Origin of the sequence: Kitasatospora sp. NPDC048545 (genome assembly GCF_040651155.1) — a bacterium.
Taxonomy (GTDB): domain Bacteria; phylum Actinomycetota; class Actinomycetes; order Streptomycetales; family Streptomycetaceae; genus Kitasatospora.
The window spans coordinates 22,040-36,123 of sequence record NZ_JBEZIQ010000012.1; the positions used below are offsets into that span (position 1 = coordinate 22,040).

A 14,084-nucleotide genomic window follows, 5' to 3' on the forward strand; every position below is an offset into this window, starting at 1 on the left:
ACTCCGCCGGCGGCGAATCAAGGGCAGGAAGGCGACGGAGTCCCCGCCCCCGGCACCGGACTCGGAGTCGCTCCCCTGACGGCAGGACTCCCCCGCACCGGTTCCCCGCTGTGGGCCCGGTTTCGCCGGCCCGGCGTCCGGTCGGCCCTGCCGCCTTCCGTCCCCTGATCGTTCGTCCGTGGAAGTGGAAGGAGGTGTGCAGCCATGCGCGCAGCCCGGATGAAGCACTCGCTGGCGGCCGCGGCCATCGAGGTGTCGCTGGCCGGCGGCACGGCGCTGACGACCTCCTCGCACAGTGCGTGCACCCGCCGCTCCTCGGCCTGGCCGATCCGGTGGTCCGCGGCCGCTTCCGGGAAGGTGAACCAGTCCTTCGAGCGCACGGCCAGCTCCTGGCCGAGGGTGGCCATGTCGTGGACGCGCTTCTCGTACCGCGCGAACGCACCGGCGGCGTCGCCCGTCCCGGAGGGCCGTACGCAGCGTGAAGGAAGGCCGGAAATCGGCCGTGTCGGTCGACCCTCGACACCGCCGGCCGGGGGGGCATCGGCTCTCCCCGATCACGATGATCAGGGGGGGCAGTGTCGCACGGTCCGGAATTTCACGACTCCCCCGGGAGAATCATGGCCGGCACCCGCCCGGGCCGTACGGAGCGGGCGATCGCCGTACGGAGCGGTAGCGTCACCGCATTCACCGAGACATGAATGTGTCATTCCGGGGGCTGTCCGAAAATCGCCCATGGGCCTAGGCTGCGGCGCGTGTCGCTCTTCCGAAGAATTCGCGCCTCCAGCCCCAGCGTGCGCCCCGAGCTCGACGACGTCGAACTCGGCCGCGTCCGGCGCCAGCTCAAGTCCCCGGGCCTGCCCGGCCAGAGCGCCATCCAGATCGACCAGGTCGAACGGCTGCTCCGGGAGACCGGCACGGACTGGGACCGCCGCGGGCACCGTTTCGGCGTCCTCGCCGAAGCGGCCGCACCGTCCTCCCTCGCGCACAACTGGGTGCTGCGCCGCGCCCAGAGCGCGGACGCGCTGACGTTCGCGGGGTGGGTCCAACTCGTCCGCGGCCGGCACGCGGGACGCATGGAGGACGCCCGCGCGGCGGCCGACACCTGCTACCGCGCGGCCGAGATCTCGCCCGAGGATCCGACCCCCTGGGTCGTCCTGCTCGGGATCCTGCGCCTGATGCGCGCAGAATCGCGCGACGTGGTCGCCGTCTGGCACGAGGTCGCCGAACGGGACCCGTGGAACCGCGAGGCCCACCTGCAGATGCTGCGGTACCTGTCGCCGGAGGAGTGCGGGTCGCGCAGCGCCCAGCTCAACTTCGTCGACACGGTCCGGGCCTCCGCGCCGCCGACCGCGCCGACCGCCGCGGTGGAACTCACGGCGCTCGTGGACGAACACGCCCGCACGTCCGCCGCCGGCGGCGTCGAGGCACTGCTGGTCCGTCGCCAATGGACCCACAACCGGGCGGTCACCGCGCTCGACACCGCCCTGCACGGATGGCCCCGGCTCGGCGGACTCGGCCACGCGGCGGCCGCCGCCGACCTCAACGTGCTGGCCTTCGCCCTGATCCAGGCGGGCCGCACGAACGAGGTCGGTGACACCTTCCGTCTGATCGACAACTCCGTCACCGCCTGGCCGTGGAACCTCCTCGGCGACCCGCTCCAGCAGTTCACCTACTGGCAGGCGCGCACCTCGGGCTGACACCGGCCCGCGCCCCGGACCGCCGACACCGAGGCGCACGACGCCTCCTTCGCGCTCCGACACCCGGAGCGGCGCACGACCGTCGACGACCGGCCGTGCGCCACCAGGCAGGCTGGTCAGCCGGCCGTGGACCGGACCGCCTCCCGGATCAGCTCCACCACGGCGTCGGGCCTGGCGAGCATGACCAGGTGCGAGGAGTCGACCTCGACGGTGGTCATGCCGGCGCGCCGGTAGCCGTAGCGCTCCACCTCGGGGTTGATGGTCCGGTCCTCGGTGGCGATCAGGCCCCAGGACGGCTTGCTCCTCCACGCCGCGACCGGGGCCGTCTCCGTGAAGGCCCGTGCGGCCAGGGGGCGCTGGGAGACGGCGAGCACCGCCGCGAGCGCGGGGTCGACGTCCGCCGCGAACAGGGCGGGGAACCGGTCGACCGCCACGGTGACGTCGGTGCCGGTCTCGGTGGAACCGGCCACCGGAAAGGGGGTCAGGACCAGCGCCTCGGCGAGACCCGAGTCGGGGAAGCGTCCCTGCAGCTCGCCCAGGCTCTCGCCCTGCTCCAGGGCGTACCCGGCGAGGTAGACGAGTGCCCGGACGTTGTCCTCCACGCCGGCGAGGGTGATGACGGCGCCGCCGTAGGAGTGCCCGACCAGGATCACGGGCCCGTCGACGGCACGGACCACCGAGGCGATGTAGGCGGCGTCGTCGACCAGACCGCGGTTGGGCACCGCCGGAGCGACCACGGCCAGGCCGGCGGCGGTCAGCTCCGGAACGACGCGGGCGTAGCTGGAGGCGTCGGCGAAAGCACCGTGGACCAGGACGACGGTGGGGCGGGCGGATCGGGACACAGGAGGACTCCTCGGTGGGTGACTGGGGTTCGTGGCTGCCGCGGTGCGAAACCGGGGCGAGAGACCGGCGTGCGTGACCGGGTCGAGAGACCGGGGCAAGAGGCCGGGGTGCGTGACCGGGGTGCGGGCGTCGGATTCGTGGCGGCTCACCGGGCGGGCACGGCGTACGGGGAGTTCGGGCGCGCGGCGGGCCCGCCCGGCCGTCAGAGCGTGCGGCGCACGCCCGCCTGGCGTTCCAGGTTGCGGAGCTGGACGGTGAGGTCGCCCTCCAGGGCGGTGTGGGCCGGGCCGCTGCGGCCGACGGGCAGGACCTCCTCGCTGCGCATGTCCTCCAGCATCAGCGCGAAGGCCGCGTACATCGCGACGAGCGCCACCAGGAGGCCGAGGGCCCCGGACGTGCGCGTCAGCCACTCGGCGCCGGTGAGCCCCGACAGGCCGGTGGCCGCCCAGCGGGGCAGGGAGGCCAGCAGCACGAACCAGAGCGCGCGCTTGGGCCTGGTCACGGAGGCCATCAGCGCGCCGAAGCAGAGGAACGCCAGGTTGAACACGCCCAGCACCGGCAGGCCGTCCGCCGCGCCGCTGAACATGACGAGCGCGTAGGCCAGCCAGCTGCCGGAGAACACGCCCATGAGCGTCGCCGCGATCACGTCGCGGGCGCCGAACGCCAGGCCGCTCACCAGGAGTTGCAGGACGAAGGCGGGCAGCACGCACAGCGCGACGGCGCCGCGGGCCTGGGGCCCGAGGAGCCCGAGCTGCAGGCAGCCCGTCATCACGGAGGCGATCGCCACCGTGAAGAAGCCCAGCGGCATGGGTGAGGCGATGGGCCGCAGGTTGATGCGGGTCATCGACCGGAGGTCCGGTTCGAAGCGGCGTTCCGCCCGGGCGTCCGGCTGCTCGGCCGGGCCGGCGGCGGCCGCCGCGACGTCGTGCGGGTCCGCCATCAGCCGCGCACCAGCGGGGTGTCGACCAGGTGCTCGGCCAGGAACCACACCTGGGCCTCGCCGGTGCGGACGACCTCCGAGACGAGCAGGTCGGCGCTGCCCTCGTCGCCCTCCGCGGAGAGCCTGGCGGCGGCGTCCCGGGCGTCGATCAGGATCCGCTCGTGCGCGTCGAGCAGTCGCGACAGCATGACGGGGACCTTCTCGACGCCGTCCGGCGGCCGGGGGACGGACGTCAGCTCCGCGACGTGACGCGGGTCTCCGACGGCGACGCCGCCGAGGCTCTGCACCCGCTCGGCCAAGGCGTCCACGATGGCCAGTTGGGCGTCGGCGTGCTTGTCCAGCATCAGGTGGAGCGAGTAGAAGGTCGCCCCGCGCATGAGCCAGTGGTGCTTCTTGTAGAGCGAGTAGAGGATCTGGGTGTCGGCGAGGACGCGGTTCAGCCGCTGGCAGCCGTACATGCGGGTGTCGTGGCCGAGGCCGATCGGCAGCTGCTTGAGCGTGCCGAACGCCTGGGTCTCGGCGCCCTTCTGGTGCAGCAGCGGCTGGCCACCGCCGGTCGGGTGCGCGGTCTCGTCAGCGGTCCGGTGCACGGTTTCCATCGGGTGCTCCTGTTCGGGGAAGGGGGACTGGGGGGTGGCAAGGGGTCCGGTGGGCGGAAGGACGTCCAGTGGGTCCGGTCGCCCGGTCGGGGGTGCGCGCGGTCGGGCCCGGTCTGCGGAGTCCGCGGTCGGCGGCTCGGCACTCCTCGAAGCTACGGCCGGCCCGGCCGGGCGGCTGTGCGCCCCGTGCCCCGGAGTTGGCACCACAGCGCACCACAGCGCACGACGACGCATGACAACGCACGACGCCGCACGACGCCGCACCGAGCCTGTGAGCCGTGGTCACAGGATCACCGCCTGTCTGGCTGGGTGCCGGGCCGGTCCGCAGGATGGCCGCATCGGACGTCCTGTCAGCCGTCGCGCGGCCGCTTCCGCCCGCCGTCCGAGGGCCGGCCGCGCCCCGTACCAGAAGGTGGTACCCCGTCGTGAGCAGCATCTCCGACCCGCCCCTGCCCGACCGGGCCGAGGAGGTCCCGCCGCTGGACGCACCGGCACCGGGCTTCGACCGGTGGCGCTACGCAGGGGTGTTCCTCCTGCTGTTCCTGTTCGGCACGGAGACGTTCCTGGTGTCGCCACTGCTGCCGACCATCGCGGACTCGGTCCGCACCAGCGAGGCGGCCGCCGCGTCCAGCGTCACGGCGTACGTACTGGTGTACGCCGTCGCGGCGCCCTTCCTCGGGCTGTCGAGCGACCGGTTCGGCCGCCGGCGCACCCTCCTCGTGGGCACCCTGCTGTTCGTCCTGTCCAACGCGGCGGCGGCCCTGTCCACCGGGCTGACCCTGCTGGTCGTCTCCCGCGCGGTGGCGGGGCTGGCGGCGGCCGCGGCCGGGCCGGCGATCTGGGCCCACATCGCCGAGACCGCGCCGGAGGCGGTGCGCGGGCGGGCACTGGGCCTCGCCATGGCGCTGTTCTCCTGCGGCCAGGTGATCGGTGTGCCGCTCGGCGGGTTCCTGGCCGGGCTGGCCGGCTGGCGCTCGGCGTTCTGGGCGCTGGCGGTCGGCACGGCCGCCGCGGTGCCGCTGCTGCTGCGTCAGGTCGGGGGCGGACCGGCCGGGGCGCCCACGCCACGGGTGGGCGCGGTCCGGGCGATCCTGGCGGGCTGGGCCGACCCGACACTGCGCCGCGCCCTGCTGGTCAACACCGTGTTCAACACGGCCAACCTGGGCGCCTACACCTTCCTCGGCGCGCTGCTGGTGCAGCGCTTCGACCTGTCGGTGCAGGCGCTCGGTCTGGTGGGCGTACTGGTCGGCGCGGGCAGCATGGCCGGTTCGCTGGTGGGCGGGCGGCTCGGCGACCGGGCCAGGACCGCCGGGCGTTCGGACCTTCCGCTGCTGCCGCTGTGGGGCGTCCTGCTGGCGGTGGGGATCGCGGTGACGGCCGAGGGGCCGGGCCTGGTCCTCGCCCTGGCCGGGGTGACGGTGTGGTTCCTCGCCTCGGGGGGCTTCGTGACGGACCAGCAGACGCTGGCGGGCACCATCGCCCCGGAGCTGCGGGCGACCTCCAGCGCCTGGCTGACCTCGACCATGTACGCGGGCACCGGCGTCGGCGCCTGGGCGGTGGGGACGTTCGGCGACGTCGCGCAGGGCACCCTGCTGGTCGGCGCCGGGCTGGCGCTGCTGGCCGCGCTCGGCGGGCTGGCGGTCAGTGCGGGGCTGCGCCACAACGCCATCACCGCCACCACCGCCACCGCGGCCGCCACCGCGCCGGAGGCCTGAGACCGGCTCAGCCGACCCGGCGCTCCCCCTCGCCGCCGCCGACCGCGCGCAACGGATGCTCGACCAGTTCGGTCATCCGCGCCCGGTCGGCGGCGGCGGTCGGGGTGAACAGCAGCACCGTCGCGGACGGGTCGTCCACCGGGTGGAAGGACGACAGGGTCAGCCGGACCGGGCCGAGGCCGGCCGGCGCGACGGTGACGGTGCGCACGGTCAGCTCCGCCACCGAGTGGCACCCCCACCAGTGGCGGAGCTCCGGCGCGTCCTCGTCCAGGTGCCGGTAGACCTCGCGGGTGCGGGGGTCGGCGAGGGCGGGGCCCGCCTGCGCGCGGAAGTGCTGGAAGACGTTCATCGCGAGCGGTTCCCAGTCGGGCAGCACCGCGCGCACCCTCGGGTGCGCGGCCATCACCCACATGAGGTTGCGCCGGTCGGCGGGCACGAACTCGGGCGGGCCCCACAGCGCCGCCCACGCGGCGTTCCAGCCGCGCAGGTCGAAGTGGCGGTCGAGCAGGACGGCCGGGCTGGTGGGCCAGGAGTCGAGGACGGGCTGGATGGCCTCGGCGACGCGGCCGGTGCCCTCGGGCCCGGCGGTCGGGGCGGGCTCGTGGTAGCCGGCCAGGCGCAGGGCGTGCCGCAGGCCCGCGTCGTCCAGCCGCAGCACGCGGGCGATCGCCTCCAGCACCTGCCGGGAGGCGGCGACCCTCCCCTGTTCGACCCAGGTGTACCAGGCGAGGCCGACGCCGGAGAGGGAGGCGACCTCTTCGCGGCGCAGGCCGGGGGTGCGGCGGCGGGTGGTGGCGGTGAGGCCGACGTCGGCGGGCTTGAGGAGTTCGCGGTGGGCGCGCAGGAAGGCGCCGAGTTCCCGTCCGGCGGGGGGAGTTGACACGGGTGGGCTCCTCGGACACTTGCTGCGGACGTCGGGGGTTCCGGGGTTCGGCCCCAGCGTAGGTGGAGCCCGCCGCTCCTCCCAGGGGTGAGCGGCGGCCTACACACACTGTTAACGACCGCACACACTGTTAACGACCGCACACACTGTCAACGGGACGTCAACGCCCAGAGCCGGACGGCCATGTGGCTGACGTGTCCGCGCTCCCGCTGCCGGCGCCAGGCGCTCTCGCCGACGGCGCGGAAGAACTCAGCCCGCCGGTCCTCCGGCACGAGGCCGCTGTAGTAGTCGCCGAAGGTGGCGGCGTGGAAGTGCTCGTACTGCGCGGCGCCGTCGACGGTGACGACGGCGTCGCGCTCCAGGTGGCCGGCCACCCGCAGGTGCGGGCCGATCAGCGCTGCGAGGTCCTCGACGGTCCTGGTGCGGGTGGCGATGGGCAGGACGCCGCCGCGGGCGAAGGCGCCGGGCACCTCGTCGTACGGGGTGCCGAGGGCGACCAGGGCGTCCCGGACGAGTTCGTCCTCGCCGCCGAGCCCGTGTTCGTCCCGGGCGGGGTGGTAGGTGGTGAGCAGGAACGTGCCGCCGGGGGCGAGGTGGGCGCCGGCCCAGGCGAAGATCCGTTCCTCGTCCGGGTGGAGCCAGTGCAGCACCGAGGTCTGGGTGATCACCTCGGCCCGGAAGGGCAGCGGCTCGGGCGCGGTGAGGTCAGCCCGGTGCAGGGCGACCCGCTCGCCGTACGGCCGGAGCCGCTCGGCAGCCTCGGCGATGCGGTGCGGGGAGCGTTCCAGGCCGACGGCGCGCCGCAGGGCGGGAAACCGTTCGAGGGCGGCCTGCAGCAGTTGGCCGATCCCGCTGCCGAGGTCGATCAGGGTCTCGGGGGCGCCGGTGACCTGGTCGAGCACCCAGTCGCGGTCCTGGACCTGGCGCAGTCGGCTGGCGTCGGCGTACCCGGCGAGGGTGCGGGCCTGGATCTCGATGGCGGACGCGGTCACTTCTGGTTCTCCTCGGCGTCGGCGGGCCGGTCGACCAGCTGCAGCAGCCGCTCACGGGCCCCGCTCTGGTCGTACCGCTTGAAGATGTTGATCCGGTTGCGCGCGAGGTCGCCCCGGTGCACGTACTCGTAGAGGTCCTGGCGCTGGCCGAAGCCGTCGCCGGTGAGCTCCCAGGCGATCCGGAACAGCCGGGACTTGCGCTCGGCGTCGATGTCGCGCCCGCGCATGTAGCGGTCCAGGTGCGGGCGCAGCCGGGGGTGGGCGAGGTCGGCGGCGGTGGGCTGGATGAGCAGTCCCGAGGCGCCGATCCGGCGGACGATCTCGACGGCGCTGCCGGCGACCTCGGCGGACCAGACCCGGGAGGCGGCGGTGTCACCGGGGGCGAAGAGGCCGCTGTCGGTGGGGCCGCCGCGGGCTTCGGCGGCGTCCAGGAAGTACTCGGTCAGCTCGGCGTACCCGGCGAGGCGTCCGAGGTCCTCCTGGATGTTGCGGAAGCCGTCCACGCCGATCGACTCGGCGACGAGGGTGGCGGTGGCGAGCAGGGTGCGCAGCCGCTCGCGGTAGCGGACGTGGCCGATGTAGGCGCTCCAGGCGTTGATCCGGGCGAGGCCGAGCCGGGCCAGGGTGGGGTCGCGCAACAGGAAGACGCGCTCCCAGGGCACCAGGACGTCGTCGAAGAAGAGCATCGCGTCCTGCTCGTCGTACCGCGCGCCGAGCGGGTGGGCGTGGCCCCAGGCGGCGGTGCCGAGCGGTTCGCGGGCGAGGGTGATCAGGCCGGGGGTGTCGAGCGGCAGGGCGAACCAGCTCACGAACTGCTCGCCGCGGCCCTCGGTGAAGGAGGCCGAGAGGTAGACCAGTACTTCGTGGGCGAGCGGGGCGAGGGTGGTGAGCTGCTTGGCGCCGCGCACCACGATGCCCTGGTCGTTCTCCTCGATGACGCGCAGGGCGAGGTCGGGGTCGTCGACCGGGGAGGCGGAGCGGTCGATCTGCGGGTCGCCGAGGGCGTGCGAGAGGACGAGGTCGTTGGTGGCGCAGTGGCGGTACCAGGCTTCGGCGTTGGCGCCGAAGCGGGGGTCGGCCTCGGCGAGCCGGTGCCGGAAGTCGTGGACGCCGACGGCGATGGAGGCCATGAAGGCGGGCGAGCGGCCCTGCTGTCCGAGCGCTTCGGCGTGCCAGAACTCGGCGCTGCGGCGCTGGAGCCGGAGGTCGTCGAGGGTGCGCGGGAGCTGGTAGGCGCGGGCCAGCCGCAGGCCGCTGTCGGGGTCCTGCCAGGTGAGCAGGTCGCGGTGGTCGGGGTCGTGCTGGAGGTCGAGCAGGCGGGCCAGTTCGTCCACGGCCGGGCGGAACGCGGGGTGCTCGGCGGGGTTGGCGATCCGTCGGCCGTCGAGGTAGAGCTCACGGCCGTCGTCGAGTTCGGCCCGGTAGCGGTCGCCGGTGAGGAGGCCTCGGGCGGTGGCGGGCGCGCCGCGACCGGTGCGGGTGTCCAGCAGTGTCATGCGCCGACTCCGTTGGTGGTGAGGGGATTCGGGGCCAGTACGCGGTACTGGCCGTCGTGGTAGAGGAGGGGTGTGCCGTCGTCGCGGGCAGCGGCGGCGACCCGGCCGACCAGGATGGTGTGGTCGCCGCCGGGGAGGTCCGCGTGCAGCCGGCAGTCGAACCGGGCCAGGGCGTCCTCGACGAGCGGCGCGCCGGTGGCGGCCGTCCGCATCGGTACGGCGGCATGGGCACCGACGGCGGTGAAGGCGCCGCGCGCGCGGCCGGCCCCGGGGGTGGCGAACCGCCGGGCGACGGACATCTGACGATGCGTCAGGATTGACAGTCCGAAGTGTCCGGAGGCCCGGACGGCGGCCACCAGCGGGCTGTGCCGGCCGATCGCGACGGTGACCAGCAGCGGGTCGAGGGAGAGGGTGCTGAAGGAGGAGACCGTCTTGGCGAAGACCTCCTCGCCGGTGCGGGTGGTGATCACCGCGACCCCGCTGGTCCAGCCGCGGGAGGCGGCCCGGAAGTCCTCGGCGGCCGTCCGTACGTCCGGTTCCTCGACGGCCGCCCGCACTTCGGGGCCGTCGACGGCCGCCCGCAGGTCGGAGGCGGCGGTCGGGGCGGCCGTCGGGGCGGCGCCGCTCATCGCAGCCCCACCCGGTAGGCGCGCAGCCACTCGTCGACCTGGACGAGGTGGTCGAGGCCGCCGACCGGGTTCGGCGCTGTGCGCGGGCTGGGCAGCGGCCGGCCCGCAGCGAGCAGCCGGCGGACCAGCTCGCGGTCCACCAGCTCGAACACCGGCGCGTTCGGGTCGGCCAGCAGGTCCTGCGCCCGGGCCGTGAGCACCTCGGTGTAGCGGACGGCGGGCGTGGACGGGTACCCGCTCTTGGGCCGGTCGGTGACCTGCGGCGGGAGGAGGTCCCGGACGGCGTCCCGGAGCAGGCCCTTGGCCCGCCCGTCCGGCGCCTTGAGCGCCCACGGGACGTTCCACAGGTACTCCACCAGGCGGTGGTCGCAGAACGGCACCCGGACCTCCAGGCCCACCGACATCGACACCCGGTCGACCCGGTCCAGCAGCGGGGGCAGCCAGCGGGTCAGCGCGAGGTGGAAGACCTCGCGGATCCGCGCGTCACAGGCCGGCTCCCCGTCCAGGCGCGGTACTTCGCCGAGCGAGCGGCGGTAGGCGGCGGCGGTGTACTCCTCGGGGCGCACCTCGTCCCGGACGTCCGCGCGCAGCAGGTCCGCCGGGGTGGCCCTGCCGTGCAGCCACGGGAAGGTCGGGGCGGCGACCGCGGCGGCGTCGTGGAAGTAGGGGTAGCCGCCGAAGATCTCGTCCGCGGCCTCGCCGGAGAGCGCGACGGTGGAGCGCCGCCGCACCTCGCGGAAGAGCAGGTGCAGGGAGGCGTCCATCTCGCCCCACCCGGGGCGGTCGCGGGCGCGCAGGACGGCGTCGCGGGCGTCCAGCAGGTCGTCGTCGGGCACCAGGACGGTGGTGTGCAGGGTACCGATGTGCTCGGCGGCGGCCTCCACGTAGGGGGCGTCGAGGGTGGTCCGCCAGGCGTCGGGGGTGCGGTCGGCGCTGCCGGGGAAGTCGACGGAGAAGCTGGTGATCTTGCCCTGGCCGGCCCGCTCGCGGGCCGCGGCGGCCAGCGCGGTGACGGCGCTGGAGTCGACGCCGCCGGAGAGCAGGGTGCACAGCGGGACGTCGCTGATCAGCTGCCGTCCGACGGCGTCGGCGAGCAGGCCGCGGACGGTCGCCCGGGTGGTCGCGGCGTCGTCCCGGTGCTCGGCGGACTCCAGCCGCCAGTAGCGGACCTCGCGGGTGGCGGCGCGCGTGACGGCCACCAGGTGGCCGGGCCGGACCTCGTGGAGGCCGCGGAAGAGTCCGTGGCCGGCGCTCGGTGCGGCGGGCAGCGCGAACAGTTCGGCGATGCCCTCCGCGTCCAGCTCGGCGCGGAACAGCGGGTTGGCGAGCACCGCCTTCGGCTCGGAGCCGAACAGCACGCCGCTGCGGTGGGCGTGCCAGAAGAGCGGTTTGATGCCCAGGTGGTCGCGGACCAGCAGCAGTTCCTCCTGCCGGGCGTCCCACAGGGCGTAGGCGAAGATGCCGTTGAACCGGGTCGGCGCGGACCGGCCCCACTGGAGGTGGGCGCGCAGGACCACCTCGGTGTCCGAGCGGGTCCGGAAGGCGTGCCCGAGGGCCTCCAGTTCGGTGCGCAGTTCGCGGTGGTTGTAGAGCTCGCCGTTGTAGGAGAGGACGGCCGCGGTGTCCGGTCCGGGTCGGTCGGCGAGCGGCTGGACGCCACCGTCGAGGTCGATCACGGACAGCCGCCGGTGGCCGAGGGCCGCGTGCCGGGAGAGCCAGACGCCGTCGGCGTCCGGGCCCCGGCAGGCGAGGGTGGCGGTCATCTCCCGGAGCGCCCGGGCCTGGTGGAGCAGGTCGGTGTCCCAGTCGATCCAGCCGGTGATTCCGCACATGTCAGGACTCCCCGGGTTCGTCGGTGACGGTGGGTCCGGCGGGGCCGGAAGGCGGAGCGGGCGCGGCGGGCTCCGCGGGCCGGGCGGCTCCCGCGGGCTGGACGTCCGCGGCCGACGAGCCGTCCGCGCTCGCGGCGGTGCACTCCCAGCGGCAGCCGTGGCCGGTCGGACCGTGCGTCAGCCGGTGCGCGGGCCGGTAGCCCTTGGCGCGGATGTTGGCGGACAGCGCCTCGGTGCAGTAGGTGCAGGGCGAGGCGAGGGTCAGTCGGACGCCCGAGCGGCGGGCCTTCTCGCGGTAGTCCCAGATCGCGCAGTGCGTGATGGTGAGCGCGGCGTGCTCGGGGCCGGGCTCCGCGTCATCGTCGAACTCGTAGTCCGAGCCGTACAGTTCGGCCTGCCGGGCGATCCGGTGGATCGGGTCGGCGGCGCCCCGGCCGTGGTCGGGCTCGACGTCGCGGTGCACCTCGGCGTTGGAGCGGGCCCAGTCGCCGAGCACCGCCTCGCCGTAGCGGAGGACGAGGAAACGTTCCATCAGTGCCTGGTCGCGGAAGAACACCCGCTGCCACTCGACGGCCGGCGCGTCCCGCTCGGGCAGGTCCGCGAAGAGCTCGGACTGCAGGACGAACCAGTCGGTGAGGTGCAGTTCGTCCCCGTGGGACACCAGGTACCGCGTCAACCCGGCCTCGGCCTCGTGCAGCCGCTGCCGCCAGAGCGCGGACCGCTCGGCGTCCGGCATCGCGCGGTACGGCGACCTCGGCTGCTCCGCGCCGGGGCGCCGTCGGCCCGCGCCGGCGGCCAGGACCGCCGTGCGCGGCCCGGCCTCGCCGCCCGCCCGGCCACCGGAGCCGGTCGCACCGCCCGTCCCGTCGGACACACCCCCCATCGGGCCATCTCCCTTCGGCTGAACGATCCTTCGGACCGTCGTGTCGTCGTCGTTCCCGCCACGCTACGAAGCGGCCCGACCGGCCCGGTAGCCCCGAACGGCGCCGGTCAGGGCGCCGATCGTCGCCGTGCGGATGCTCCGAAGGTCGCCCGGCGCCCCGCCCTCCGGGAGCCCGGGCACGGCGAACGGCGGCACGGCCGAAGCCGGACACCACGAAGGGCGGGCCCCGCGTACCGGCGGGACCCGCCCTCGGGCGGTGCGTGCGTGGGAGCCGGACCTATCCGGCGAGCCCGTGGCGGTGGGCATAGAGCGCGGCGCGCAGCCGGTCGGGCTGCCCGATCTTGCGCATGGCCTGGGTGAGGTGCTTCTTCACGGTGGCCTCGGCCAGGGCGAGTTCACGCCCGATCTCGGCATTGCTCAGCCCGTGCCCGAGCTCGACGAGCACCTCGCGCTCGCGCTCGGTCAGCCCGGCCTGCTGCGGCGGCAGTTCGCCGAGGTGCCGGGCGGGTGCCGCCGCGTGGGTCCGGGCGGGCGGCGGCGCCGGCATGAACACCGACCCGCCGGCCGCGACGAGTTGGACCGCGCCGATGATCCGTTCCCCCGCGAGGTCGAGCGGGAAGCACCCGCTGGCTCCGGCCAGCAGCATCCGGCTCGCCTCGGCGGTCGACTCGGCCCGGCGCAGCAGCAGGACCCGGGCGTCGGGTGCCCCGTCGGGTCCGCGCAGCGCCACCACGGCCGCCAAATCCTCCTCCAGGCTCGCGCCCCGGCCGAGCAGGACGACGTCGGGGGCGATGCGGTGCACGGCCGCCACGGCGCGCAGCGGGTCACCGGTGGAGCCGACCACCGCCAGTCCGGGTGCGGTGGCCAGCACGCTGCGCAGCCCGGCGCTGGCCACCGAGTGCCGCTCGACCAGGAACACCCGGGCGAGGGCGGTGCGGTCGCGGTCCTCGTCCACGCACATCGGGTGGCCGCAACCGCAGCCGGCGTCGGCCCGGCCGGGGGCGGGCGGTGCCGGTTCGGCCAGCAGCTGGTGACCGGCGATCAGGTCCAGCGGGTTGTCGATCTCGGCCCGCGGCCGGGCCGGCCCGGTACCGGGGGCGTCCCCCGGGCCGGGGCCGCCGCAGGCGCCGCGGCGGGCGGGAAGCCGGCGGCCCCGAGGGCCGGCCGGGGCGGCGAAGGTGCTCACTGCTGCCATCGGGCACCTCCGGGGACGGAGGTCGGACGTCTGTGGTGTGGCATGGCGATGCGGTCCCCCTAGCTGGTGGCTGGTCGGCCCCGTGGACGCGGTGTGCTGCGACAGGGCTCCGCCGGCGACGCGGACGGGCGTCGGGCATGGATTCCGGGTGAGGAGGGGGCGCCGACCGCGGCGGGTGTGGACCGGGGCGGTCAGCGCGTGGAGCGCGATCGACAGGACTCGTCGAAACACCTTCGGTGCCACGAGCCGCCGATCCCGACCAAGGTGAAGCCGGTCCGCCGAATAGCCATGCGGGGAACCCTAGGTCCGGTTCCTTGTGCAGGTCAAGGACAGGACCGGGCCCCGGCGGCCCGGGCAGCGGCACTCCCGCCACCCACGGA

At 74.9% G+C, this 14,084-nt stretch carries 12 protein-coding genes; 2 read left to right on the top strand and 10 right to left on the bottom strand.

Annotated features, from left to right (window positions below):
- The first annotated feature begins 752 nt into the window (after positions 1-752).
- The gene (locus AB0D10_RS13980) at positions 753-1,697 is read left to right on the top strand and encodes a hypothetical protein (RefSeq protein ID WP_360255314.1); all 945 of its coding nucleotides are present in this window, start codon (positions 753-755) and stop codon (positions 1,695-1,697) included.
- A gap of 116 nt (positions 1,698-1,813) precedes the next feature.
- Here the strand turns inward: AB0D10_RS13980 and AB0D10_RS13985 are convergent, their stop codons facing one another.
- The 3 genes from AB0D10_RS13985 to AB0D10_RS13995 form a co-directional block, all read right to left on the bottom strand.
- The gene (locus AB0D10_RS13985; RefSeq protein WP_360255316.1) at positions 1,814-2,539 is read right to left on the bottom strand and encodes an alpha/beta fold hydrolase; all 726 of its coding nucleotides are present in this window, start codon (positions 2,537-2,539) and stop codon (positions 1,814-1,816) included.
- Positions 2,540-2,742: 203 nt separating this feature from the next.
- A complete protein-coding gene (locus AB0D10_RS13990; RefSeq protein WP_360255318.1) occupies positions 2,743-3,480 on the bottom strand; it encodes a GPR1/FUN34/YaaH family transporter in 738 nt (245 codons plus the stop codon).
- Positions 3,480-4,079 (bottom strand): DNA starvation/stationary phase protection protein, encoded by a 600-nt coding sequence (locus AB0D10_RS13995; protein WP_360255321.1) that lies wholly within the window; start codon positions 4,077-4,079, stop codon positions 3,480-3,482. Before AB0D10_RS13995 ends, AB0D10_RS13990 begins: the two co-directional genes overlap by 1 nt.
- Positions 4,080-4,504: 425 nt before the next feature.
- Here AB0D10_RS13995 and AB0D10_RS14000 point away from each other — a divergent pair, with 425 nt between their 5' ends.
- Positions 4,505-5,794: an MFS transporter gene (locus AB0D10_RS14000; protein WP_360255323.1), complete on the top strand. Its 1,290-nt coding sequence runs from the start codon at positions 4,505-4,507 to the stop codon at positions 5,792-5,794.
- 7 nt (positions 5,795-5,801) lie between these two features.
- Here the strand turns inward: AB0D10_RS14000 and AB0D10_RS14005 are convergent, their stop codons facing one another.
- The 7 genes from AB0D10_RS14005 to AB0D10_RS14035 form a co-directional block, all read right to left on the bottom strand.
- Positions 5,802-6,677 (bottom strand): helix-turn-helix transcriptional regulator, encoded by an 876-nt coding sequence (locus AB0D10_RS14005; protein ID WP_360255326.1) that lies wholly within the window; start codon positions 6,675-6,677, stop codon positions 5,802-5,804.
- Positions 6,678-6,826: 149 nt separating this feature from the next.
- Positions 6,827-7,669, bottom strand: coding sequence for a class I SAM-dependent methyltransferase (locus tag AB0D10_RS14010; RefSeq protein ID WP_360255329.1), 843 nt, complete (start codon positions 7,667-7,669; stop codon positions 6,827-6,829).
- Entirely contained in the window at positions 7,666-9,165 is a 1,500-nt protein-coding gene (locus AB0D10_RS14015) for a 4-hydroxyphenylacetate 3-hydroxylase N-terminal domain-containing protein (protein WP_360255331.1), read from the bottom strand. The genes AB0D10_RS14010 and AB0D10_RS14015 overlap by 4 nt, the downstream gene beginning before the upstream one ends.
- Positions 9,162-9,794, bottom strand: a complete 633-nt coding sequence (locus AB0D10_RS14020) for a flavin reductase family protein (RefSeq protein ID WP_360255333.1) — start codon at positions 9,792-9,794, stop codon at positions 9,162-9,164. Before AB0D10_RS14020 ends, AB0D10_RS14015 begins: the two co-directional genes overlap by 4 nt.
- Positions 9,791-11,626, bottom strand: a complete 1,836-nt coding sequence (gene asnB / locus AB0D10_RS14025) for an asparagine synthase (glutamine-hydrolyzing) (RefSeq protein ID WP_360255335.1) — start codon at positions 11,624-11,626, stop codon at positions 9,791-9,793. The genes AB0D10_RS14020 and asnB overlap by 4 nt, the downstream gene beginning before the upstream one ends.
- Position 11,627: 1 nt before the next feature.
- Positions 11,628-12,509: a hypothetical protein gene (locus tag AB0D10_RS14030; protein WP_360255337.1), complete on the bottom strand. Its 882-nt coding sequence runs from the start codon at positions 12,507-12,509 to the stop codon at positions 11,628-11,630.
- A gap of 277 nt (positions 12,510-12,786) precedes the next feature.
- The gene (locus AB0D10_RS14035) at positions 12,787-13,704 is read right to left on the bottom strand and encodes a response regulator transcription factor (protein WP_360255339.1); all 918 of its coding nucleotides are present in this window, start codon (positions 13,702-13,704) and stop codon (positions 12,787-12,789) included.
- Positions 13,705-14,084 lie beyond the last annotated feature (380 nt).

Bases quoted from the DNA above. Each gene is read 5' to 3' on its own strand.
- AB0D10_RS13995 (WP_360255321.1), bottom strand. From the start codon at position 4,079: ATGGAAACCGTGCACCGGACCGCTGACGAGACCGCGCACCCGACCGGC.
- AB0D10_RS13990 (WP_360255318.1), bottom strand. From the start codon at position 3,480: ATGGCGGACCCGCACGACGTCGCGGCGGCCGCCGCCGGCCCGGCCGAG.
- AB0D10_RS14020 (WP_360255333.1), bottom strand. From the start codon at position 9,794: ATGAGCGGCGCCGCCCCGACGGCCGCCCCGACCGCCGCCTCCGACCTG.
- AB0D10_RS14030 (WP_360255337.1), bottom strand. From the start codon at position 12,509: ATGGGGGGTGTGTCCGACGGGACGGGCGGTGCGACCGGCTCCGGTGGC.
- asnB (WP_360255335.1), bottom strand. From the start codon at position 11,626: ATGTGCGGAATCACCGGCTGGATCGACTGGGACACCGACCTGCTCCAC.
- AB0D10_RS14015 (WP_360255331.1), bottom strand. From the start codon at position 9,165: ATGACACTGCTGGACACCCGCACCGGTCGCGGCGCGCCCGCCACCGCC.
- AB0D10_RS14035 (WP_360255339.1), bottom strand. From the start codon at position 13,704: ATGGCAGCAGTGAGCACCTTCGCCGCCCCGGCCGGCCCTCGGGGCCGC.